We start from the raw sequence: 23148 nt of genomic DNA, 5'->3' as shown, positions 1-23148 counted from the left end.
CATGCGGGTGGCGGACTATGCGAGCGCGGCGACGGTCGAGACGCCCGCGATCAAGTCCACACGCGCGGTCGGGCCGGACCTGCTGCGCGCCCTGGCCGTCTTGATGGTGATGCTGTGGCACCTGCCCCGGCCCGCGCGGGTCGGCGTGCTGCCCGACGTTTGGCCCTGGGGCTGGCTGGGCGTCGACGTGTTCTTCGTGCTGTCGGGCTACCTGATCGGCGGCCAGCTGATGGCGCGGATCGCCAAGGGCCAGGGCGTCGATTTCGCCGACTTCTACCTGCGCCGCGCCTTCCGGATCCTGCCGGCGTTCCTCGTGATCCTGGCGCTGTATCTGCTGGTCCCGACCATGCGCGAGGGCAAGGTCATGCTGCCCGCCTGGCGGTTCCTGACCTTCAGCATGAACTGGAACCTCGACGCCAAGGCGACCGGCACCTTCAGCTCGGCGTGGTCGCTGTGCGTGGAGGAGTACTTCTACCTGCTGGCGCCGCTGGTGCTGCTGGCGCTGCGCGGCCGCGCCCGGTGGATCGGCCTGGCCGTGGCCGGCGTGATCCTGGTCGGCGGCATGGCGCCGCGGGCCGGGCTGTACCCGTCCGTGGCCGATGCGCCGTGGAACGTCTTCATGGCCAAGCTCTACTATCCGACCTGGGTGCGGCTGGACGGTCTGTTGTTGGGCGTGCTGCTGGCGGCGGGACGGACATTCCGACCTCAGCAGATGGCTCGCTGGCTGCCGGCCAGGGCGGCGCTGCTCGGAGGTCTTGCGGTCCTGGCCGGCGCGCTGCTCGCTATCAAAGACCAAGGCCCCGCGCTGGATTTCGCCGGCTCGACCTTCGGCTATCCGCTGTTCTCGCTGGCCTGCGCCCTGCTGCTGTCGGCCTCGCTGGACGCCGAGCCGTGGCTAGCGAAGATCCCCCTGCCCGGCGTCGCGACCTTGGCGGCGCTGTCTTACAGCCTCTACCTGGTCCACAAGCCGGTCTACACGCTGGACAAGGCCTGGCTGGGATCGGAGGCGCTGGCCGGCTGGCCGGCCTTCGCGCTCTACGGCTGCACGGTGCTGGTCGCCGCCCTCGCCCTGCATCACGCGGTCGAGCGGCCCTTCCTCAGGCTGCGCGACCGGGTCCTGGCCCGGCGCTAGCCCTTCAGCCGCACCTTCACCGTCGTCGACAGGCCCGGCCGCAGACGCGCAACCTCGGCCTGGCCCGGATCGATGCGGATCCGCACCGGCACGCGCTGGACGATCTTGGTGAAGTTGCCCGTGCCCGGCTCGAACGGCAGCAGCGAGAACTGCGAGCCCGAGCCCGGCGCGAAGCTGTCGACATGGCCCTTCAGCGTCTTGCCGCCCAAGGCGTCGACCTTGATCGTCGCTTCCTGGCCCGGCAGCATCCGGTCGACCTGGGTCTCCTTGAAGTTGGCGACGACGTACAGCGCCCGCGTCGGCACGATGGTCATCAGCCGCGTGCCGGGCTGGACATAGTCGCCGGGCTCGGCCTGGCGGTCGCCGACCACGCCGTCGATCGGCGAGACGATCACCGTATGGGTCTGGTCCTGGCGGGCCAGGATCAGGGCGGCCTGGGCGCGGGCCACGGCGGCCTCGGCCTGGGCCAGGTTGGCCGACAGCGTGGCGCGCTTGGCGGCGGTGACGGCCGCCTGGTCCTGGCTGACCGAGAGCTGGGCGCGGCTGCGGTCGGCGGCCGATTGGGCCCCTACGGCGGCGGCGCGGAAGCGTTCGACGTCGCGCCGGGCTACCGCGCCGCTGTCGGCGAGATCCTCGTAGCGCTTGCGGTCAGCCTGGGCGCGGACGTTCTCGGCGTCGGCGGCGGCGATCGCGGTCTGGGCGGCGCGGATGTTGGAGCCCGCCAGGCGCTGTTCGGCGTCCAGCGAGATCAGGGCGGCGCGGGCGCTGGCGGCGACGGCTTCGGCATTGGCGATGTCGGCCTGGGCCGAAACCACCCGGGCGTCGAACTCTTCCGGATCGATGCGGACCAAAGGCTCGCCGCGCTTGACCGTCTGGTTGTGGGCGACCAGTACCTGAGACACCAGCCCTCGCACGCGCGGCGCGACGCTGGAGCTGTCGGCCTGTAGATAGGACGCGTCGGTAGAGACCGAGCCCTTGGGCATGGCGATCAAGGCCGCGCCGCCGGCGGCCACGACGATCGCCCCGCCCACGGCCAACACGGTCTTGCGCGAGAACGGCGCCTTCTTGGCCTTGGCGGCGGGGGCCTCGACGAGGCCTTCCTTGCCAAACCCTTCCTTGAACGTGGCGTCGGTCATTGGGCGGCCTCCAGGCCGAGGCGGCGCTTCAGGTGCGTCCGCGAGCGTTCGAGAATGGCGTCGGAGCGATCGGCGTCGGGCTCGGCGCGCGCCAGGGTCAGCGCGCCGACAAGCTCGGCCAGGGTCGAGCTGGCCTCGTCCTCGGCATGGTCGCGGCCCAGGGCCGCCAGGTGCGTGGCGATGATCCCGGTCAGGTGGGCCACGCCCTTGGCGTAGCGCTCGCGGGAGGCTTCCGAGAGGCGCGGCGCATCCACCGCCAGGTACGGCAGCGGGCAACCGCCCGAGCGCGAGTCCCGATGCCGAGCCGACAGGTAGAAGTCGATATAGCCGGTCAGGGCCTCGCGCGGCGGCGCGCCCTTGACCTTCTCCAGCATCACCGTCGGACCGCCCTCGAACATGTGGGCGATGGCGTCGGCGACGAAGGCCTCCTTGGACGGGAAGTGGGCGTAGAAGCCGCCATGCGTCAGGCCCGCGCGGGCCATGACCCCGGCAACGCCAAGGCGGTGCGGCCCCTCCTCGCGGATGGCCTTGGCGGCCTCGTCCAGCACCTTCTGGCGGGTGCGCGCCTTGTGTTCGGTGTCGTAGCGCATCTTGCGGCCTCAATTACATGACGCATATAATATTATGACCATCATACTTTCAAGGGGCGCCCCATGGCGAGCCGACCACCGATCGACCCAGGCGCCCTGCCCGACCGGACCAAGTTCCTGATCTTCGGCGTGATGGCGTTCGGCCAGTTCATGGCGCTGATCGACATCCAGATCGTGGCGGCCTCGCTGAACGACGTGCAGGCGGGCCTGTCGGCCGGCCCCGACGAGATCAGCTGGGTGCAGACCGGCTACCTGATGGCCGAGCTGGTGATGATCCCGTTCGCGGCCTTCCTGGCCCAGGCGCTGTCGACGCGGTGGCTGTTCGCCCTGTCAGCCGGCCTTTTCACACTCTCGTCGGCCCTGTGCGGTATGGCCTGGGACATCGACTCGATGATCCTGTTTCGCATCCTGCAGGGCTTCACCGGCGGGGCCATGGTGCCGACCGTCTTCGCCACGGGTTTCGCCATGTTCTCCGGACCGCAGCGGGCGATGATCCCGGCGATCCTGGGCATGGTCTCGGTGCTGGCCCCGACATTGGGCCCCACGGTCGGCGGCTGGCTGACCGACGCCATCGGCTGGCGCTCGATCTTCTACATCAACATCGTGCCGGGAGCCCTGGTCACCCTGCTGGCGATCAACCTCATCAAGGTCGACCGCCCCAACCTCTCGATGCTCAAGAAGATCGACTACTCGCACCTGGCGGCGATGGCGATCTTCCTGGGCGGGCTGGAATATGTGCTGGAGGAAGGTCCGCGGAAGCAGTGGTTCGAGGACACCGGCATCGCTATCGCCGCCTGGGTGACGGTCGTGGCCTTCGCCCTGTTCATCGAGCGTTCGTTCCGGTCGGGCGGGCCGGTCGTGAAGCTGTCGCCGTTCCGCAAGCCGACCTTCGCCTTCGCCTGCCTGTTCAACCTGGTGATCGGCTTCGGGCTCTATTCGTCGACCTATCTGATCCCGGTCTTCCTGGGCCGGGTGCGCGGCTATGACAGCCTGGAGATCGGCACGACCGTCTTCGTCACCGGCATCGCCCAGATCCTGTCCACCGTGATCGCCGCGCGCCTGTCGACCAAGGTCGATCCGCGCATCACCGTTAGCGTCGGCCTGACCCTGTTCGCCGCCGCCCTGTGGCTGACCTCGCACATGACCAGCGAGTGGGGTTTCATGGCCCTGCTGGCCCCGCAGGCGCTGCGCGGCTTCGCGATCATGCTGTGCATCGTGCCCAGCGTGACCCTGGCCCTGGGCGGCTTCGAGATGGCCGAGCTGCGCTACGCCTCGGGCCTGTTCAACCTGATGCGCAATCTGGGCGGCGCGATCGGCATCGCCGTCGTCAACACCTGGCTGGGCGACAACGCCCGCACCCATGTGGCCCGCTTTGGAGAGGCCCTGGGCCAAGCCGGCCGCTCGGGGACCGACGCCCTGTCGACCCTGGCCGCCCGCATCGCCGAGCGCACGCCCGACGCCGCCCAGGCCGCGCTGATCCTGCAAGGCGAGCTAGCCAAGGTGGTCGGCCGCGAGGCCCTGACCCTGGCCTTCAACGACGTCTTCCGGGTGATGGCGGTGCTGTTCCTGGCGGCCCTGGTCATGGCCCCGTTCTGCAAGCCCCCGCCCCTGGCCGGCGCCAAGCCGCCGCCGGATGCTCACTGACAAAAAAATCCCCCGGGAAGACGTGCTTCCCGGGGGTGCTTGCAGGTAGTTCTTTGAGGTCCTTCGAGAGGCTTAGTGGCCGCCGGCCACGCCTTCCTCGATCTCGTGGGTCGGGGCCTTCTTGGCCACGATCGCGAACCACAGGACGTAGAGGTAACAAACCAGCGGGGCGATGAAGCCCATCGAGATCGAGCCGGTCAGCTCCTCGATCTTGGCGAAGGCCAGCGGCAGGAAGGCGCCGCCGACGATGGCCATGCACAGCAGGCCCGAGGTCGCCGAGGTCGGGGCCGACGAACGCTGCAGGGTCAGGGTGAAGATGGTCGGGAACATGATCGAGTTGAACAGGCCGATCAGCAGCGCCGCGAAGGCCGGGATCAGGCCGCTGGTCAGCGGGGCCGAGGCCAGCAGCAGGTTCACGGTGCCGGCGTGGGCGGTCGGGGTCATGTCCTTGGTCACGATGACGACCAGGCACAGGGCGATGGCGCCCACGGCCACGGCGGTCAGCAGGGCGTAGTCCTTGATCTTGCGCAGCAGGGCCGAGCCGGCGAAACGGCCGATCATGGCGAAGACCATGTAGAAGGTGGTCAGCTTGCCGGCCTGCTCGGACGGGATGTCCAAGATGCGCGACTGCTCCAGGAACAGCAGCAGGTGCAGCGAGATCGCCACTTCGGCGCCGACGTACAGGAAGATGCCGATCGCGCCCAGGTTCGCCCACTTCGAGGTCAGGGCGGTGAACGGATTGACCAGGTGGCCAGTCTTGGGCGCGGCGTCGGTGATCTTCTGGCGGACCAGGAAGATCAGCAGGATGAACAGCGCCAGACCCACGCCGATGGCGAGGTAGACGTTCGAGACGAAGCCCAACGCCTGCTCACGCATGGCCTGAGTGATCACCACGTCCTTGGTGAAGATCTCGCCCTTGAGCAGGAAGTTGGCGCCGAACCACAAGCCGCAGGCCGCGCCCAGCGAGTTGAACGCTTGCGACAGGTTCAGGCGGAACGACGACTCTTCGGGCTTGCCCATCGAGGCGATCAGCGGGTTGGCGGCCACCTGCAGCAGGGTCACGCCCGAGGCCATGACGAACAGGCCGACCAGGAAGATCCCGAAGGTGTGCAGCTTGGCCGCGGCGATGGCGATGAAGCAGCCGGCGACGATGCCGCCCAGGCCGACCATCACCGAGCGGGCGTAGCCCAGCTTGGACAGGAACGCCGCCGACGGCAGCGACATGATCCCGTAAGCGATGAAGAAGGCGAAGCCCGTCAGGCTGGCCTCGACGGGGCTCAGGGTAAAGACGGTCTTGAAGGTCTTCAGCAGCGGGTCGAGCAGGTTGGTGACCAGCGCCCAGATGAAGAACAGGCAGGTCACATAGACGACGGCCAGCTTGACGCCATTGCCCTTGGTCGTGGATTTCGCGATCGCGGCGTCGGTCATCGGACGGCGCCCTCGAGGCTGTATTTTACCGCAATCACTCCACCACTCCCTAAGCGACGATGTTGTTGAGTCCGTCTTTTCGCGGACGCGCCATTCACCGGAAGCGTGACAACGTTGTCAACCATACTCGTGGTTTTTCCACGATTGTTAGCGGTACCACTGGAACCTGTTTGCCTCGTCCTCGCTGTTCTCAGCGGGATAGGAGCAAAACATGTCCGTCATCGTGATCCTGTTTATGACCAGCCTGTTCGTGCTGGCGGCCATGGTCGGCCTGGCCGACGCGCTGGTGCACTTCGTGTGCTGGAGCTTCGGCCGCCTGACCGAGCCGAAGGCCCACGCCGAGACGGCTCAGCCGCCCGCGCAGGGAATCACGGCGTAGCGATCGGCCGTCCGCCAGGCGCTGCCCGAGCCGTCGGTGAGCTCCAGGACGTAGGGCGCCTTCGGCGCCCAGTCGCGCGCCTTCAGGGCCGGATCCAGCGGCCCTTCATCGTTCCAAAGCGGACGGACGATCCAGGCCGGCGCGTCCGAAGCGGCGCAGAAGGCGCGGACGGTCTCCGGCTTCGGCTGCGGCATGCGTTGCGCCGCGACGGTCTGGGTGCGCATCCAGTCGTGACCGACCAGCCCCTCCGCCTGCAGCCGCTTCGCGCGCGCCGCCAGTTCCATCGCCAACGGACGAGAAAAGACCACGCCGGCGCTCTGCTCCTTGCTGGACCAGGTCGGCCGGCCCATCAGCTGCCACGGCTCGACATCGCCCGACACCCACAGCACCGCGCCGGGCCTTGAAGCGGTCAGGGCGACCAGGGCGGCGTCCCTGCCCTCGTCGCGATGCCGGACATAGGCGGAGCGATCGTCCCACAGCGCGACGGCCAGCAGGCCGATCGCGGCGACGGCGGCGATGCGGACGGCCGTCGTCGGCGCCTTCCATCCTCGCGCCAGCCACAACCCGACGACCAGGACGATGGCGAGGCCCGGCAGATCGCTGCTCCAGACATAACCCTGACTGAACGGCCAGGCCGGCGGCAGGCGCTCCAGCGCATGGGCCAGAGCCACGCTGCGCAGGCCGCCATAAAACAGCGCCGACACGACCAGCAGGCAGACAGCCGCCGCCGCATACAGGCTGGGTCGGCTGTAGCGCATCTTGTCGCCGACCAGCACGAACAACAGGCCGACCAGCGCCAGGCTCGTTCCCAGGCCTCCAACTTCGCGGAACATCCAGGCCGAACCCAGGAAGGCCAGGCCCAGCAGACCCGACGGCCCGCGCCGGGGCAGCTGCGCGCACAGCAGGGCCAGCGACACGGCCGCCAGCACCGCCATCGGCTCCAGCATCCGCCAGGCCTGGACCTGCAGGAACAGCAGCAGCGACAGGCGATCACCCAGCAGCGCGGTGACGGCGACGCCGACCAGGCCGGCGATCAGAGCGCCCAGGGCCAGGCGACGCGGCGCGCCGCTCAGCAGGAAAGCGCCGGCCGCCAGGGTGCAGGCCTGAACCGCCATGCGGCTCCAGGTCTCGATCGGCCACAACGAGGGAAACAGGATCGGGCTGCGCGCCGCGACCACCGCCCTCCAGTCGGGATCCATGACGGTGACGATGCGCTCGGCGACCGGCAGATGCAGCAGGCCCGCGACGGTGACCACCGCGATCCCCGCCAGCCCCGCCCACAGCCAGCGGCGATCCTCGAAACACAGGGCCAGGCCGATGGCCGCCGCCGCGCACAGGCCCATGATCGGATGGAACAGCATGCCCAGCACGCAGAGGCCCAAGCCCACGACCCGGCGGCCGGACAGATAGCTCGCCATGCCCAGAAAGCCCGCCGCCTCGGCCAAGGCGCGGGGCGTGGCGTAGGGCTCGCCGAAGCCGATGACGTCCAGCGGGCCGTAAAGCGCCGGCAAGGCGACGGCGAACAGCAAGGCGGCCCAGCGCAGGCCCGGCGAACGGTCCGCCAACAGCTTTCCGACCAGCAAGGCCAGAGCCGCGAACCACGCCGCCATGGTGACGACGACGATCGCCATCGCCCCGCCCGACAGGCCCAGAACCGCGATCAGCTTGGCCAGCAGCGGCGTGTACAGGCTGAACCCGAACTGCCCGTCGTGGACAAACATCAGGTCCTTGCCGACCCCGGCGGGATCCAGCTTGGCCAGGGCGTCGGCGACATACAGGCGACCGTCATGGCGCACGCCCTGGTACGGGCGGCTCAGCAGGAAAACGCCGAACGCGGCCAGCAGGCCCAGGACTTTGTCGCGCCGGCTCACGGCTGAGCGGGAGTGGTGCGCGGAGCCTTGAATAGCAGCGCCCGGCGGACGGTGAAGTTGAAGAGGAAGACGATCCCCGCGGTCGGGAGCTTGGCCAGGCCCGGGGTCATGCGCAGGACCTCGACCCACAGCGCCATCAAGCCCTGGGTCAGGATCAGGCCGGCCAGGCCCACGCCGATGAAGCCGACGAACTCGCGGCGCCGATCGGCGACCGGACGGTGGCGGAACACCACTGAGATCGACAGCAGATAAGTGACGGCGATGCCGCTGGTGAAGCCGGTCCCCGAGGCGACCAGGTAGTTGACGCCCATCGACGTCAGGAGAAGCAGCACGCCATAGTCCAGGCCCAGCGCCAGGGCGCTGGCCAGGCCGTACAGCGCCAGCTCACGCAGCCCCTCGGGCACCTGCCTCCAGAGCCGGATCATGATCAGGCGGCGACCTTCTTGGGCACCAGGCGCTCGCTGCGCAGGGCCTCGCGGGCGCCGGAGACGCCGGCCTCGCTGTATTCGGCGTCCTCGTTGACCTCCCACACGTCGTGCAGGGTCTCGCCGGCGATGATGTTCTCGGCGGTCAGGACGCCGGTCATCATGGCGTGGTCCTGGTTGTTGTACTTGTGCATGCCGTTGCGGCCGACCAGGTGCAGACCCGGGAAGTGCATCTTCAGATCCAGGCGGATCATCTTGATGTGCTCGGCATAGGCGTCGTCATAGACCGGATAGGCCTTGTGCTGGCGCACCACGCAGGCGTCGTAGACGTCGGCGGGATCCATCAGGCCGATCTTGGCGATCTCGCGCTTGGCCTGGGCGACCAGGTCCTCGTCCGAGGTGGTCCAGAGGCCGTCGCCCTCGAAGCAGAAATACTCAAGGCCCAGACACGTCGAGACGCCGTCCGGGATCATCTCCGGCGACCACGAGCGGAAGTTCTGCACGCGGCCGACCTTCACCGACGGGTCGTGGATATAGATCCAGTTGTCCGGCAGTTCCTTCTGCGGCTTGCCGATCAGCACCACGGTCAGGAAGTCGCGGTACATCAGTTCGCCGGCGTGGAAGACGCTGATCGGGGTGGGCGAAACCGCCTGCATCAGCTCGCGGATCGGGGCCGAGGAGACGACGTCGTTGGCCGTGTAGATCTCTTTCTTGCCGTCCGCGCTGGTCACCGAGACGGTCCAGATCTTGGCCAGCTTGTCGTAGTGCAGCCCGTCGACCTTGCGGCCCATGCGGACCACGCCGCCCAGGGCGGTGATCTTTTCGGCGCAGGCTTCCCACATCATGCCGGGGCCCTTGCGGGGGTAGCGGAAGCTCTCGATCAGGGTCTTGGGCGCCCCTTCGACGCCGGCCTTGGCCTTCACGCCCAGCGAGCGCTTGACGCCGTCGATGATGGCGGCGGCCAGGTCCAGGCCCTTGATGCGCTGGCTGGCCCAGTCGGCCGAGATCTCGTCGCAGCTCATGCCCCACACCTTCTCGGTGTAGGTCTTGAAGAAGATCGAGAACAGCTTCTCGCCGAACTGGTTGCGGACCCATTCGTGGAACGTGGTCGGCTTGGCGATCGGGTTCAGCTTGGCCCAGCCGAACGAGGCCATGCACTTGGTCGCCGTCCAGACGCCCAGATTGGCCAGGGCCTCGAAGGCCTTCAGCGGATAGGCGTAGAACTTCTCGCGGTAGTAGATGCGCGACAAGCGGGGGCGATCGATGAAGTCGTCGGGCAGGATCTCGTTCCAGAGGTCGACGATCTCCTTGCTCTTCGAGAAGAAGCGGTGACCGCCGATGTCGAACTTGAAGCCCTTGTAGTCGACCGTGCGGCTGATGCCGCCGACATAGGTCGGATCCATCTCCAGCACGGTCACGCCGCGGCCGGCCTTGGCCAGGGTGTAGGCGGTCGTCAGGCCGGCCGGTCCGGCGCCGATCACCAAGGTTTCCACGTGCTGGGCCATCCGCCCCTCCGATCCCATTTCAATACAGAATGGGGCGGGATGGTTAAGGCCAGGTCCTCACGCGTGGTGAATCCAGGTTAATCGTGAATCCGAGACGATCGGTCGCGGCTCAGGTTGCGAGCGCCGCCGCCCACTTGGCGAAGGCCAACCACAGCGGGTTTTGCCAGACGAACAGGATGCCCACGGTCGCCCCCAGAACGACCACCCCGCCCGCCAAGGTCGAGCGATGCACCCGGCGGTCGGTAACCACGTCCCAGACCACAAGCGCGACCGTGTAGATGTTTGGCAGGAAGAACGCCCCGATCAGGAACGGAATGAACGGCATCCGGGCGAAGGCGGCGCCGATCATGGCGGCCATGCCCAGGATCATCAGCCGCTTGTGCGCCGCCGGACTGCGCCGCAGGGCCAGGGCCGTCAGGAACAGGCCCGAGCAGCCGACCATGGAGAGCAGCGGCAGCGCCATCATCATGAACGGATCGAACGGCATCCCCGCCAGGCGCTTGGAGAGGTTCAGCCCGGTCAGCGTTCCGACCACGATCATGGCCAACACGGTGGGCAAGCCGACCAGGCCCAGCTTGATGTGCAGGTCCCTTCGCCCCGCCGCCACGAAGCCGACCTGGACCATGAAGAGGACGATCCAGGCGCTGAACAGCATGGCGTGAACATGCACCAGGGCCGACGGCGGCAGGACCATCGGCTGCGGCGGCAACAGGGCGCGGAAATAGTAGGTGCGGCCAAAGCCGATCAACACGGCCAGCAGCATGCTGGCGGCCAGGGCGGTGAAGAAGACCCGCTCGCCGGAAAGCTTCCGGGCGGAAGCCCTGCCCGAGGAAATGGGGATGTCGATAGGCATGTCGTCTGGTCTCCTGGCCGCTTGGTGTCAGCGGCCGGGATCGCAGCGAGGTCGCCTGATGGACAGGACGGCGAACCGATGATTGCCTGATGAAACGCCGACCAAGACGCGGTAAGGCGAAGCTCGACGATGTGCTCGGGGAACGCGCGTTGGGAGACGACCAAAAGCCGATCGATCTGGCGCGCGCGGCCGACTTCGCGATCGGCGGCCTTTCGGTGCGCCCGTCCCTGCGCCAGGTCATCGAGGCCGACGGTCGCGAGACCGTGCTCGAACCGCGCGTCATGCAGGTGCTGGTCGCTTTGGCCGACGCGAACGGCGCCATCGTCAGCCGCGACGACCTGACCGTTCGCTGTTGGTCCGGTCGCATCGTCGGCGAGGACGCCATCAACCGGGTGATCTCGCGCCTGCGCCGCCTGGCCGACGAGACTGGCGCCTTCCGCATCGAGACCATCACCAAAGTCGGCTACCGGCTGTTGGTCGAGGGCCAGGCTGAAACCTCGGCGCAGGCCCCTGCCCGCCTCGACCGTCGCCTGCTGATCGCCAGCGGCGCGGCGGGCGTCGTCGCGATCGGCGCGGGCGCGCTGCTGGGCCGCCGCTGGCTCAAGCCCGCCAAGCCCAACGTCATGCCGCTGATCGTCCAGGCCACCACCGCCCTGGAGCAGGGCACGGCCGAGAGCAACGACCAGGCGATCGGCCTGCTCAAGCGCGCTGTCGAGCTCAGCCCCAACGACGAGATCGCCTGGGGCGTTCTGGCCTTCTGCTACGCCGCCGCCGTCCAGCGCCGCTCACCCCAGATGCAGGCCGACCTGATCGCCAGGGCCCGCGAGGCGGCGCGCCGCGCCGACGCGCTCCATCCCGGCGATCCGAACGCGCGGGCGGCGATCATCCTGCTGGAGCCGGGCCTGCGCCACTGGGCCGTGTCCGAGCGCGCCCTGCGCGACCTGATCAAGGACCACCCCGAGAACCTGCCCGCCCGCATGATGCTGGCCGAGGTGCTGGGATCGGTCGGTCGCTGGCGCGAATGCGCGGCCCTGTACGACACGGTCGACACCGCCAACAACCCGACGCCCGGCCGCGTGCAGCGCCAGGTCCAGGCCCTGTGGTCGGCGGGACGGCTGCAGGAGGCCGACCGGGCGATCGCGCGCGCCGTGTCGATGTACCCCACCCACTTCGCGGTGTGGTTCACCCACTTCCACCTGCTGCTCTACACAGGCCGCGCCAGAGAAGCCCTGGCCAAGGTCGATAACCTGGAAGGCCGCCCCGAGACCGTCGAAGAGAGCAACTTCCAGCTCATCCGTCAGGTCGCCAAGGGCATGGTCACCCGCGTCCCGGCCGACATCGACGCCGCCGTCGAGCGCATCCAAGCCTCGGCCCGCGAAGGCGCCGGCCATGCCGAGAATGCGATTCAGTTCGCCTCCGCCTTAGGACGAACCGACGTGGCCTTCGAGATCAGCCAGGCCTACTTCTTCGGGCGTGGCTTCGTGGTGCCGGATATCCGGTTCGAGATGCGCCAGAAGGCCTTCACGCCGCTGGCCGACCGCCGGACCAACTTCCTGTTCTTCCCATCCGCGGCGGGGATGCGCGGCGACCCACGCTTCGCCCAACTGACGCAGGCCCTTGGCCTGGCCGCCTACTGGCGCGAGATGAAGACCCGGCCCGACTACCAAGTCGTCTAGTCGACAGGTCTGCATCCTTCCGGCGGTGAGCCGCGTTGTGAAGCCCGAGGGACCTTCACTGGCGAGGATCACATGCCACGTCTTATCGTTATCGGCCTGGCCGTCGGCGCCATGGCTCTTCCCGCCATGATGGCGCCGACCGACGCGAACGCCGCGTCGTGCCGCAGCCGCAAGGCCACCGGCACCGTGATCGGCGGCCTGGGCGGCGCCCTGGTCGGCAACGCCATCTCCAAGGGCGGCGGCGGTCTGCTGATCGGCGGCGTCGGCGGCGCTCTGGTCGGCCGCGAGATCGGCAAGAGCGGCTGCCATCGCACCCGCACGGCCTATTACAGCTCCGGCTCCAGTTCGCGTGGCTACGCGCCGTCGCCCCAGGCCCAGCCTGTTCGTCAGGTCTATTACGACCACATGGGCAATCCGGTCGCCAGCGGCACGGTCCAGAACGGGACCTTCCAGCAGGTGTCCAGCACCGCCCCGTCCGGCGGATCGTGCCGTGACGCGACGATCTCCTACTACGACGACCGCGGCCGCCTCAGCTCGCGCGCCGTCCAGATCTGCCCCCGCTGACGCTCACACGCACGGAAGACCCAAAGATGATCCGCAAGCCCGTGATGGCCGCCCTGGCCCTCGCTACCCTCGGCCTCGCCGCGTGCGAGAACGGCCATGACAGCATGGCCAATCCGAAGATCTGCGCCGACTTCAAGACCGCGCCCGGCGCCACCGCCGCGGCCGATCCGTCGATGCCGGTCGAGGAGTGCACGCGCCGCTGGGCCTACAGCCTGGCCGGTTCGAAGGACAGCGCCGAGGTCGTCGCCGACGCCGTGGTCGCCGCCTGCGCCGCCCAGCTCAGCAAGTGGAACCAGGCCTCGCTGGGCCAGTCCGCGGCCGGCAGCGGCGAGCAGGCCCTCAGCCTGACCACCGGCCAGCCCACCAACCCGCTGGCCGAACACAGCGCCTTCGCTCAAGGCCGCGCCCTGCTCTACGTGGTCCAGGCCCGCGCCGGCCGCTGCAAGGCTCCGCCGATCGAGAACGGCGCGCCGACGGGGCTCTAGGGCGGGTCTCTAGTCCTCAAGGTCTCCCTGTGGCAGATGTGGCGGCGGACACCGCTCCACATCGGGCACGCGCACCGCCGCCCCTGCCCCTTCCCTCAGGGAGACCGCGAGCGATGACCTCATCGACCTCGAACATCACGTTCGGACGCCTGGCCGCGTCCGCCTTCACGCGTGACATCCAGGCCGCCCATGCCTTCTACCGGGACGTCCTGGGCTTCTCGAAAACCTTCGAGAACGGCCAGCCGGTCGGCTTCATGATCCTGGAAAAAGACGGCGCCGAGCTGCATCTGAGCCAGGTCAAGGACCACAAGCCCTCGACCACCAACATCGCCCACCTGATCGTCGACGATGTCGATGCGCTGCACGACCACCTGGTCTCGGCCGGCGTGCGGATCATCAAGTCATTGGCCGACAAGGACTACGGCCTGAGGGCCTTCGTCTTCGCCGACCTGGACGGCAACCGCATCGACGTCGGCCAGCCGATCGGCGAAGAGCAACCCGACGCGCCCTGCTTCGAGCACAAGAACCTGTCAGGCGTCAGCTTCGTCGACTGCCGCCTGGCCGGCGCACGGTTCGACAACGTCAACCTGGCGGACGCGACCTTCACCGACATCAACTTCAGCGGCGCGCGCCTGACCAACGTCAACCTCAAGGGCGTCGCCATCGACGACGCCAATATCGAGGGGCTGACGATCTACGGCATCGACATCCACGCCCTGGTGCAGGCCGAGTTGGCCAAGCGCCGCTAGGCTTGGGCGGCGCGCTCCCATTCCAGGAATTCCGGGGTCTGCAGCAGCCGGTCGGCATAGGCCTGGGCCGGGCCGGCGTCGCCGTAGTCCGCCAGCTTGATCTCATAGGTGCGGAAGCGCGTCGCCACCGGCGTCCAGAAGGCGTCGGCGATCGACCAATCGCCCAGCAGGAACGGACCGCCCGAGCGCGCCAGCAGCTGGTTCCAGCGCTCGACGATCTTGCGCACGTCCTTCTGGGTGGCTTCCGAGATCTCCAGCTTGTGCGGCGCGACATCCAGCGCCATCGCGCACTCGCCGCGCAGCGCCTGGAAGCCCGAGTGCATCTCCGACGTCGTCGAGCGGGCCAGGGCGCGCAGGGCCGGATCGGCCGGCCACAGCTTGGCCTCCGGGAACTTCTCGGCCAGGTACTCGCAGATCGCCAGCGAGTCCCAGACCACCAGGTCGCCGTCCTTCAGGGCCGGGGCCAGCTTGCTAGGCGAGATCTTGCCGATCTCTGCGGTCGTAACCTCGCCCTGGCGCAGCGCGACCTCGACCTCCTCGAACGCCGCGCCAGTGCGCTTGAGCGCCAGCCACGGGCGCAGAGACCAGCTGGACCAGGCCTTGGTGCCGATGACGAGTTCCATGGCGCGCGCTCCCCTACTGCAAATGCCGGATGGCGTTCCGCCTTACCTTGCGTCTAAGGTGGCCTCAACGATTAGAACAAATGTTTGAGGGAGAGAGTCCATGGCGGAACCCGCCACGCCGTCGCCCGTGATCGCGCCTGTATCCACGGGCTACCGACGATACGCCCTCTGGGTGCTGCTGATCATCTACACCCTGAACTTCCTGGACCGGCAGGTGGTCAACATCCTGGCCGAGCCGATCAAGCGCGACCTCGGTTTGGCCGACTGGCAGCTGGGCATGATGACCGGCCTGGCCTTCGCCATCTTCTACACCGTGCTGGGCATCCCGATCGCCCGCATCGCCGAGACCAAGAACCGCCCCTACATCATCGGCGCCTCGGTGGCCGCCTGGAGCGCCTTCACGGTGCTGTGCGGCTTCACCCAGAACTTCTGGCAGCTGATCCTGGCCCGCATCGGTGTGGGCGTCGGCGAGGCTGGCTGCACGCCGCCGGCCCACTCGCTGATCACCGACTATGTGCCCAAGGAGAAGCGGGCCAGCGCCATCGCCTTCTATTCGATCGGCACCCCGTTGGGCACCCTGGCGGGCATGGCCATGGGCGGACTGATCGCCGACGCCTATGGCTGGCGCGCGGCCTTCATGGTCGCCGGCGCGCCGGGTGTCCTGTTCGCCCTGGTCGCGGCCTTCACCCTGATCGAGCCGCGCAAGCAGTTGGCCGCCGAGATGGCCGCCCGGGCCAGCTCGCAGATCAGCTTCGCCGCCGCCCTGGCGGTGCTGGCCACCAAAAAGACCTTCTGGCTGGTGGCCCTGGCCGCCTCGATCAAGGCCTTCATCGGCTATGGCCACGCGCCGTTCACCGCCTCGTTCTTCTTCCGCAACCACGGGCCGGAGCTGGCTCAGCTGGCCGCGAACGTCGGCCTGAAGCCGGCGGGGTTCTTAGGCCTGGCTCTGGGCCTGATCGGCGGCACGGCGGGCGTCATCGGCGCCTGGCTGGGCGGGGTCTTCGCCGACCGCCTGGGGGCCAAGGATTTGCGGGCCTATGTCACCGTGCCGGCGATCGCCTCGCTGATCACCATCCCGATCTACATCACCGCCGTCAGCCTGGACGCGCCGATGACCGCTATCGGCCTGCTGGCCATCAACGCCCTGCTGGGCACGCTGTGGTACGGCCCAGTCTACGCCACCGCCCAGAGCATCGTCGATCCGGCCCTGCGCGCCACGGCTTCGGCCGTGCTGCTGCTGATCATCAACCTGATCGGCTTGGGCCTCGGGCCTGTCGCCGTGGGCCTGCTCAGCGACGTGCTGGCCGTTCATGGCGGTCTCGGTGAAGCCCAGGGCGTACGCTGGGCGCTGATCGTCTCGGCCACCCTGGGCTTTGCCGCATTTGGCCTGTTCTGGGCGGCGCGGAACAGCATCCGGGAAGAGATGGTGGCCTAGGAATCCAGAGCGCCGGAGGCCCGAAATTTAGCCTCTGGCGCTTTGCCTTCCGCTCCGTCACAGTCCCCTCAAGCAATTAGAACAAATGTTTGAAGGGAGAGAGTCAGTATGGCCGACGCGCGTGCGTCCGGCGGCGATCGGCCGCTTTATTCCAATAGCTACAAGGCCGCGGTGCTGGGCCTTTTGCTCGCCACCTACACCTTCAACTTCATCGACCGGACGATCATCGCCACCATCGGTCAGGCCATCAAGGTCGACCTGAAGCTGACCGACACCCAGCTGGGTCTGCTGGGCGGCCTCTACTTCGCCCTGCTCTACACGATCCTGGGCATCCCGATCGCCCGCCTGGCCGAGCGCTGGAACCGCGTGACCATCATCTCGGTGTCGCTGGTCGTCTGGTCGGGCTTCACCGCTCTGTGCGGCGCGGCCACCAGCTTCGCGCAGCTCGCTTTGTTCCGCTTCGGGGTCGGGGTCGGCGAGGCCGGCTGCTCGCCGCCCAGCCACTCGCTGATCAGCGACTATTACGAGCCCAAGAAGCGCGCCTCGGCCCTGTCGATCTATTCGTTCGGCATCCCGCTGGGCACCATGTTCGGCGCCGTGGCCGGCGGCTGGCTGGCCCAGGAGTTCAGCTGGCGCGTGGCCTTCGTCATCGTCGGCCTGCCCGGCATCATCCTGGCCCTGATCGTCAAGCTGGTGGTCAAGGAACCGCCGCGCGGCCACTCCGAGATCGTCGAGCGTCCCCTCGAAGCCGAGAACGTCGTGGTCGAGCCCGCGCCCAAGCCGGCCTTCTCGCTGGCCACCGAGTTCGCCGAGCTGTGGGCGGTCTTCAAGATCCTGTTCTTCAAGTGGCCGGTCCTGAACATGGTGCTGGGCGTGACCATCGCCTCGTTCGGCTCGTACGGCTCGGGCGCTTTCGTGCCGTCCTACTTCGTGCGCGCGTTCGGACTGGGCCTGGCGCAGGTCGGCCTGATCACCGGTCTGATCGGCGGCTTTTCGGCCGGCGTCGGCACCCTGGTCGGCGGTTTCCTCAGCGACTGGGCCGGCAAGCGCAGCGTCAAGTGGTACGCCTGGGTTCCCGCCATCGGCCTGATCATCTGTACGCCGATCTACATCCTCGCCTACCTCCAGACCGACTGGAAGGCGACGGCGATGATCCTGCTGGTCCCCGGCATCTTCCACTACGTGTACCTGGCCCCGACCTTCGCCGTGGTCCAGAACTCGGTGGAGCCGCGCCGACGGGCCACCGCCACGGCCTTGCTGTTCTTCTTCCTGAACCTGATCGCCCTGGGCGGCGGGCCGGTCTTCACTGGCTGGCTGATCGACCACCTGGCGCAGTATCACTTCAACACCCCGGACGCCGCCGGCGTGATCCACAGCGTGCTGGCCTCATTCGGCGTCGAAGGCGGCCAGAACTTCGCGGCCACCTGCCCCGGCGGCATCGCCCCTAAGGGCTCGGCGCCCGAGCTGGCGGCGCAGTGCCGCTCGACCCTGGCCCTGTCCAGCCAGCAGGGGATCATCGTCTCGCTGTGCTTCTACGCCTGGGCCGGCGTCCACTACGCCCTGGCCGCGATCGGCATGGTCAAGCACATGAAGTCGCGTGAAGCGGCGTAAGCCGTAAACCCTCCCCCAAACGGGGGAGGTGTCGGCTCGAAGAGGCGACGGAGGGGGAAGAGGCAAGGCATCAAGTCCTTCCCCCTCCGGCCCTTCGGGCCACCTCCCCCGCTAGGGGGAGGATCTCCAACCTCGTAAGTAATAAGCCTCTTCCCTTGACTCCGGGGGCGGTCGGGCCGAAACGGCCGCCCCATGATCAGCCGCTACGCCCGCCCCGAAGCCGCCGCCATCTGGTCCAGCCAGACCAAGTACAAGATCTGGTTCGAGATCGAGGCCCACGCCGCCGACGCCATGGCCGAGATCGGGACCATCCCGAAGCTCGCCGCCGAGACGATCTGGGAAAAGGGCCGCGACGCGGTCTGGGACAGCGATCGCATCGACGAGATCGAGCGCGTCACCAAGCATGACGTCATCGCCTTCCTGACCCACGTGTCGGAAATCGTCGGTCCGGAAGCCCGCTTCCTGCACCAGGGCATGACCTCGTCGGACGTACTGGACACTTGCTTCGCCGTGCAGCTCAGCAAGGCCACTGACCTGCTGCTGGAAGACGTCGACCTGGTCCTGGCCGCCCTGAAGCGCCGCGCGCTCGAGCACAAGATGACCGTCTGCGTCGGTCGCAGCCATGGCATCCACGCCGAGCCCCTGACCTTCGGCCTGAAGCTGGCCGGCTACTACGCCGAATTCCAGCGCGCCAAGGAGCGCCTGGCGATGGCCAAGTTCGAGATCGCCACCTGCGCGATCTCGGGGGCCGTCGGCACCTTCGCCAATGTCGATCCGCGCGTCGAACAACACGTGGCCGACAAGATGGGCCTGGCCGTCGAGCCGGTCTCGACCCAGGTGATCCCGCGTGACCGCCACGCCGCCTATTTCGCCGCCCTGGGCGTCGTGGCCTCGTCGGTCGAGCGCCTGGCCACCGAGATCCGCCACCTGCAGCGCACCGAGGTGCTGGAGGCCGAAGAGCCGTTCGATCCGGGCCAGAAGGGCTCGTCGGCCATGCCGCACAAGCGCAACCCGATCCTGACCGAGAACCTGACCGGCCTGGCCCGTCTGGTCCGCTCGGCCGTGATCCCGGCCATGGAAAACGTCGCCCTCTGGCACGAGCGCGACATCAGCCACTCGTCGGTCGAGCGCGGCATCGGCCCCGACGCCACCATCCACCTCGACTTCGCCCTGCGCCGCCTGGCCGGCGTCATCGAGCGCTTCAACATCTATCCCGACAACATGGCCAAGAACCTGGACAAGCTGGGTGGCCTGGTCTTCTCGCAGCGCGTCATGCTGGCGCTGACGCAGGAAGGCGTGTCGCGCGAGGACGCCTATGCCGCCGTGCAGGGCAACTCGATGAAGGTGTGGCGCGGCGAAGGCCGGTTCATCGACTTCCTCAAGGCCGACCCCGTGGTCTCCAAGGCCCTGTCGGACGAGGTGCTCGAGGAGCTGTTCGACTTCGGCTACCACACCAAGAACGTCGACGTGATCTTCAAGCGCGTCTTCGGCGAGCAAGCCTAATTCGCAAGGCAGGCTTCCCACCGGTCGTCGACGCGCACACCCGCGTCCTGATCCTGGGCAGCCTGCCGGGCGAGGCCTCGCTGGCGGTTTCGCAGTACTACGGCAATCCGAGGAACGCCTTCTGGCGGTTGATGGAGGGCGTGCTCGATACGCCCTTCGTCCCGCTGGACTATGAGGACCGCCTGGCCGCTCTGCTGTCGCGTGGCGTCGGCCTGTGGGACGTCATCGCCGAGGCCGAACGGCCGGGCAGTCTCGACGCGGCGATCCGCGATCCGGCGGCGAACGATCTTCTCCAGCTCATCGAGACGCTGCCCGCGCTACGGGCGGTGGCCTTCAACGGCGGCACGGCGGCCAAACTGGGCGGTCGGCTGATTGGCGAGCGGATCAAGACCATCGCCCTCCCCTCGTCCTCGCCGGCCCATGCGGCGATGACGTTCGAGCAGAAGGCGCAGGCGTGGGTCGCGCTCAAAACCCCTCTCTCTTAGAGAGAGGGGTTCTTAGTGCGTCTTGTCGGTCTTGAAGTTGATCACGTGATAGACCGCGTCCGTGGTCCCCACGTTCTTCAGCGCGTGCGGGCTGTTTGACGCGTTGAACACCACCCCGCCCGGCCCGACCTTCTTCCAGACGCCGCCGGACAGCACCTCGACCTCGCCTTCGCGGATGATCACCAGTTCCTCATTCGGATGGGTGTGGGGCGCGTGGGAGCTGAGGCCGGGCTTGAGCGTGGTGACGTGCATCTCTAGCTCGTCAAGCGTCGCCGTCGGGCCGCGCGTGATCTGGGCGTAGGCGCCGACATCGGTGGGGTGGGACTTGATCTCGTCCCAGCGCCAGACGGAAGGGCCCAGCAGCGCCGGCTTGGGGGCCTGGGCGACGGCGACGCCGGCCAGGGTCAGGGCCACGGCGCCGACGGCGATGGCGAGGTCTCGTTTGGTGATCATCGCCATCTCCCTAGAACGTGTACGGCTTGCGCTGCGGGCGGCTGAGCATGGCGTTGGCGGCGTCGTCGCCGATGAAGCGCTCGGCTCTCGGGTCCCACTTCAGGCGGCGGCCAGTCTTCATGGCCGTGTGGTGCAGCAGGCAGGTGGTGCAGGCGCGGTGACCGACCTCGGCCGGGGCCGACGGGGGCTTGCGGGTCTTGATCGAGTCCAGCCAGTCGCCGTGTTGCTCCTCGGACTTGCGCAGGTGGATCTCGTTGGGCCCGATCACGCTGTCCAGGATCTTCGGGTTGCTGGCGGCGAGGGCCGGCGTCGGCTTGCCGCCGAAGCTGGGATCGCTGGAGGTCACGGCCGCGTCTCGGGCGACGAAGATCCAGCCTTCCGTGCCGATGAACTTCACCCCGTTCGGGAAGTCGCCCGAGATGTCCATGGTCACGCCGTTGGCGTAGCGGGCGTGGGTCAGGAACTTGCCGTGCACGTTCCACAGGCCGCTGGTCGGGAACTCGGCCGAGCCCCAGATCTCGACGGGGCCGGAGTGCTCCATGTCCATGCCCCAGTGGGCGGTGTCGACGTGGTGGGCGCCCCAGCCGGTGATCATGCCCGCGCCGAACTGCTCGCAGCGCAGCCAGCCCGGCCGGCCGAAGTCGGCCTGCGGATGGACCCGCATCTCGGTGTAGTAGGCCTCCGGCGTCGAGCCCAGCCAGGCGTCGTAGTTCAGGTTGGCCGGGATCGGCTGCTGCGGGGCCTCCGGACCGGACGGGTCGCCCGGCAGGCCGACCTCGACATGCTTCAGCTGGCCGATGCGGCCGTTGCGGACCAGCTCGCAGGCGCGGCGGAACTGCGGCCAGGGTTTGTCGGAACGCTGCTGCGAGCCGATCTGCAGGATGCGGCCGGTGGCGGCCACCGCGTCGGCCATGGTCCGCCCCTCGGCGATGGTCAGCGAGGCCGGCTTCTGCAGATAGACGTCCTTGCCGGCCTTGACCGCGTGCACGGCCAGGATGGCGTGCTGGTGGTCGGGCGTGGCGATGATGACCGCGTCGATGTCCTTGGCGGCCAGCACCTCGTGATAGTCGGCATAGGTGCGAGCGCTGTCCCAGGGGCGGCCGTACTTCTTGCTGTAGGTCTCGTCGACCAGCTGCTTGCCCAGGGCCAGGCGCTTGGAGTCGAGGTCGCAGACCGCCAGGATCTGGGCGTGGTCGTACTTGAAGGTCTCGGCCATGTCGTGGCCGCGGGCGATGCGGCCCACGCCGATGACGCCGATGTTGATGCGGTTCGACGGCGCGTTCTGGCCGAAGACCGTGGCCGGCACGATGGTCGGGAAGGCGATGCCGGCGGCCAGAACGCCGCGACGGGTGAGGTTGCTCATCGTCATCTCCTTCAACCCAGAACCGGCTTGGTGGCGTTCTTCTGCGCCGTCAGCACCAGTTCGGCGGCCAACAGGGCTTGGTCCTGATCCTGGGCGACAGAGGTGCGCTCGACGATGTCGGTGACGAACTGCGGGCCGAAGGGCAGTTGGACCTGGCTGCAGTCGATGTAGCGGGCCTGTTTCTTGTCGACGATCAGCAGGTGGTTGGCGCCCGGCCGGCCCGTCGGGTCGATGTACTTGCGCAGCTCGATATAGCCCTCAGTGCCGAGGATGAAGAGCCGCCCGTCGCCCCAGACGCCCAGGCCGTCGGGCGTGTACCAGTCGACCCGCACATACCCCGTGCCGCCGTCGCCCACGGCGGTCAGGTCGCCGAAGTCCTCGAACTTGGGATGGTCGGTGTTGGCGATGTTGCCGGTCTGGCTGGCCACGACCTTGGCGGTCTTGCTGCCGGTGTAGAACAGGAACTGGTCGGCCTGGTGCGAGCCGATGTCCGTGAGGATGCCGCCATAGCGGGCCTTGTCCCAGAACCAGTCCGGACGGCCCTGGCCGATGCGGTGCGGGGCCAGGTTGACGGTCTGGACGACCTTGCCGATCGCGCCGGCCTGGACCAGCTCGCCGGCCTTGATCGCCGAGGGCACCTCCAGCCGTTCGGAGTACATGATCGCGTACTTGCGGCCGGTCTTCTTCACCGCCGCGCGCACCTGGGCTAGCTGCTCCAGGGTGATGATGCCGGGCTTGTCGGCCAGGTAGTCCTTGCCGGCGGCCATCACCTTCAGGCCCAGCGGCGTGCGCTGGTCGGGGATGGGCGCGGCGGCGACCAGCTGGACCGACTTGTCATTGAGGATCTGGTCGATGCTGGCGGCGACCGGCACGTCGCCGTGCTGCTTCTTGAAGTCGGCCAGCTGCTTGGCGTCGTTGTTGTAGGCGTAGACCCACACGCACTCGCCGCCGCCCCGCTTCACGGCCGCGGCCATGCCCATGATGTGGTAGTGATCCAGGCCGATCACCGCGAACTTGATCTTGTGCTTGGCCGTCAGGGCCGGGCCCGGCGCGGCGACCTCCTGAGCGATGGCCGCGCCGCTGGCAAGAGCCGCGCCGCCCAGACCCGCCGCCATCAGCACAGCTCGGCGACTTGCGAGATCGTTCATCGGTTTCCTCCACGCGTCAGCTTGCCTGACCACTCATTGGCAGTGATCAGACCACCAAAACGTCAGGTCGAAAATCCCCTTTTAGGTCGT

22 protein-coding genes are annotated in these 23148 nt (G+C 68.1%); 11 read left to right on the top strand and 11 right to left on the bottom strand.

All coding sequences use genetic code 11. The features are described from left to right. The first annotated feature begins 1 nt into the window (after position 1). Positions 2-1132: an acyltransferase family protein gene (locus tag AC07NF_RS19050; protein WP_494629867.1), complete on the top strand. Its 1131-nt coding sequence runs from the start codon at positions 2-4 to the stop codon at positions 1130-1132. Here AC07NF_RS19050 and AC07NF_RS19045 read toward each other — a convergent pair. Both AC07NF_RS19045 and AC07NF_RS19040 read right to left on the bottom strand, forming a co-directional pair. Beyond that, positions 1129-2268, bottom strand: a complete 1140-nt coding sequence (locus AC07NF_RS19045) for an HlyD family secretion protein (RefSeq protein WP_494629864.1) — start codon at positions 2266-2268, stop codon at positions 1129-1131. The two genes, AC07NF_RS19050 and AC07NF_RS19045, sit on opposite strands and share 4 nt — an antisense overlap. Next, positions 2265-2858 carry a TetR/AcrR family transcriptional regulator gene (locus AC07NF_RS19040; protein ID WP_454714872.1) on the bottom strand — a complete coding sequence of 198 codons (594 nt, stop codon included), beginning with the start codon at positions 2856-2858 and terminating at the stop codon, positions 2265-2267. The genes AC07NF_RS19045 and AC07NF_RS19040 overlap by 4 nt, the downstream gene beginning before the upstream one ends. A gap of 63 nt (positions 2859-2921) precedes the next feature. Here AC07NF_RS19040 and AC07NF_RS19035 point away from each other — a divergent pair, with 63 nt between their 5' ends. After that, a complete protein-coding gene (locus AC07NF_RS19035; protein ID WP_494629863.1) occupies positions 2922-4502 on the top strand; it encodes a DHA2 family efflux MFS transporter permease subunit in 1581 nt (526 codons plus the stop codon). A 72-nt stretch (positions 4503-4574) separates the two neighbouring features. Here the strand turns inward: AC07NF_RS19035 and AC07NF_RS19030 are convergent, their stop codons facing one another. Then, positions 4575-5930 carry a sugar MFS transporter gene (locus AC07NF_RS19030; protein WP_494629861.1) on the bottom strand — a complete coding sequence of 452 codons (1356 nt, stop codon included), beginning with the start codon at positions 5928-5930 and terminating at the stop codon, positions 4575-4577. Positions 5931-6141: 211 nt separating this feature from the next. Between AC07NF_RS19030 and AC07NF_RS19025 the strand changes: the two genes are divergently transcribed. Next, positions 6142-6309 (top strand): hypothetical protein, encoded by a 168-nt coding sequence (locus AC07NF_RS19025; protein ID WP_494629858.1) that lies wholly within the window; start codon positions 6142-6144, stop codon positions 6307-6309. Here the strand turns inward: AC07NF_RS19025 and AC07NF_RS19020 are convergent. The 4 genes from AC07NF_RS19020 to AC07NF_RS19005 form a co-directional block, all read right to left on the bottom strand. Then, on the bottom strand, positions 6279-8180 hold the full coding sequence (locus AC07NF_RS19020; RefSeq protein WP_494629855.1) for a hypothetical protein: 1902 nt from the start codon (positions 8178-8180) through the stop codon (positions 6279-6281). The two genes, AC07NF_RS19025 and AC07NF_RS19020, sit on opposite strands and share 31 nt — an antisense overlap. Next, positions 8177-8605, bottom strand: a complete 429-nt coding sequence (locus AC07NF_RS19015) for a GtrA family protein (protein ID WP_494629851.1) — start codon at positions 8603-8605, stop codon at positions 8177-8179. The genes AC07NF_RS19020 and AC07NF_RS19015 overlap by 4 nt, the downstream gene beginning before the upstream one ends. Before the next feature lie 2 nt (positions 8606-8607). After that, a complete protein-coding gene (locus tag AC07NF_RS19010; protein ID WP_494629848.1) occupies positions 8608-10110 on the bottom strand; it encodes an NAD(P)/FAD-dependent oxidoreductase in 1503 nt (500 codons plus the stop codon). Positions 10111-10219: 109 nt separating this feature from the next. After that, positions 10220-10963, bottom strand: coding sequence for a hypothetical protein (locus AC07NF_RS19005; protein ID WP_494629843.1), 744 nt, complete (start codon positions 10961-10963; stop codon positions 10220-10222). A gap of 149 nt (positions 10964-11112) precedes the next feature. Between AC07NF_RS19005 and AC07NF_RS19000 the strand changes: the two genes are divergently transcribed. The 4 genes from AC07NF_RS19000 to AC07NF_RS18985 all read left to right on the top strand — a co-directional run bounded on the left by AC07NF_RS19000 (position 11113) and on the right by AC07NF_RS18985 (position 14437). Continuing rightward, positions 11113-12639, top strand: a complete 1527-nt coding sequence (locus AC07NF_RS19000; RefSeq protein WP_494629839.1) for a winged helix-turn-helix domain-containing protein — start codon at positions 11113-11115, stop codon at positions 12637-12639. Between the two features lie 72 nt (positions 12640-12711). Then, positions 12712-13203, top strand: coding sequence for a hypothetical protein (locus AC07NF_RS18995; RefSeq protein WP_494629836.1), 492 nt, complete (start codon positions 12712-12714; stop codon positions 13201-13203). Positions 13204-13229: 26 nt separating this feature from the next. Further along, positions 13230-13688 (top strand): hypothetical protein, encoded by a 459-nt coding sequence (locus AC07NF_RS18990; RefSeq protein WP_494629833.1) that lies wholly within the window; start codon positions 13230-13232, stop codon positions 13686-13688. 113 nt (positions 13689-13801) lie between these two features. Further along, on the top strand, positions 13802-14437 hold the full coding sequence (locus AC07NF_RS18985; RefSeq protein ID WP_494629830.1) for a VOC family protein: 636 nt from the start codon (positions 13802-13804) through the stop codon (positions 14435-14437). Here AC07NF_RS18985 and AC07NF_RS18980 read toward each other — a convergent pair. Then, complete coding sequence (locus AC07NF_RS18980; RefSeq protein WP_494629827.1) at positions 14434-15060, bottom strand: glutathione S-transferase family protein; 627 nt, start codon at positions 15058-15060, stop codon at positions 14434-14436. The two genes, AC07NF_RS18985 and AC07NF_RS18980, sit on opposite strands and share 4 nt — an antisense overlap. 100 nt (positions 15061-15160) lie before the next feature. On the opposite strand from AC07NF_RS18980, the gene AC07NF_RS18975 reads away from it, so the two are divergent. From AC07NF_RS18975 to AC07NF_RS18960, 4 genes are all read left to right on the top strand, one after another. Next, positions 15161-16495 (top strand): spinster family MFS transporter, encoded by a 1335-nt coding sequence (locus AC07NF_RS18975; RefSeq protein ID WP_494629822.1) that lies wholly within the window; start codon positions 15161-15163, stop codon positions 16493-16495. Positions 16496-16603: 108 nt separating this feature from the next. Further along, entirely contained in the window at positions 16604-18106 is a 1503-nt protein-coding gene (locus AC07NF_RS18970; RefSeq protein WP_494629819.1) for a spinster family MFS transporter, read from the top strand. Positions 18107-18298: 192 nt separating this feature from the next. Beyond that, positions 18299-19609: an adenylosuccinate lyase gene (gene purB, locus AC07NF_RS18965; protein WP_492816851.1), complete on the top strand. Its 1311-nt coding sequence runs from the start codon at positions 18299-18301 to the stop codon at positions 19607-19609. After that, a complete protein-coding gene (locus AC07NF_RS18960; RefSeq protein WP_494630672.1) occupies positions 19609-20094 on the top strand; it encodes a DNA-deoxyinosine glycosylase in 486 nt (161 codons plus the stop codon). The genes purB and AC07NF_RS18960 overlap by 1 nt, the downstream gene beginning before the upstream one ends. 12 nt (positions 20095-20106) lie before the next feature. Here AC07NF_RS18960 and AC07NF_RS18955 read toward each other — a convergent pair whose 3' ends face one another. Genes AC07NF_RS18955 through AC07NF_RS18945 form a run of 3 tightly spaced genes read right to left on the bottom strand, consistent with a single transcriptional unit; the run spans position 20107 to position 23058 of the window. After that, on the bottom strand, positions 20107-20547 hold the full coding sequence (locus AC07NF_RS18955) for a cupin domain-containing protein (protein WP_492816855.1): 441 nt from the start codon (positions 20545-20547) through the stop codon (positions 20107-20109). 10 nt (positions 20548-20557) lie between these two features. After that, on the bottom strand, positions 20558-21910 hold the full coding sequence (locus tag AC07NF_RS18950) for a Gfo/Idh/MocA family protein (RefSeq protein ID WP_494629815.1): 1353 nt from the start codon (positions 21908-21910) through the stop codon (positions 20558-20560). Between the two features lie 11 nt (positions 21911-21921). Next, positions 21922-23058: a Gfo/Idh/MocA family protein gene (locus AC07NF_RS18945; protein WP_494629811.1), complete on the bottom strand. Its 1137-nt coding sequence runs from the start codon at positions 23056-23058 to the stop codon at positions 21922-21924. Positions 23059-23148: the final 90 nt, after the last annotated feature.

Source organism: Caulobacter sp. GW821-FHT10A06, assembly GCF_059415805.1.
The sequence above is the reverse complement of the archived record's forward strand: the minus strand, read 5'-3'. Positions and strand labels throughout refer to the sequence as shown.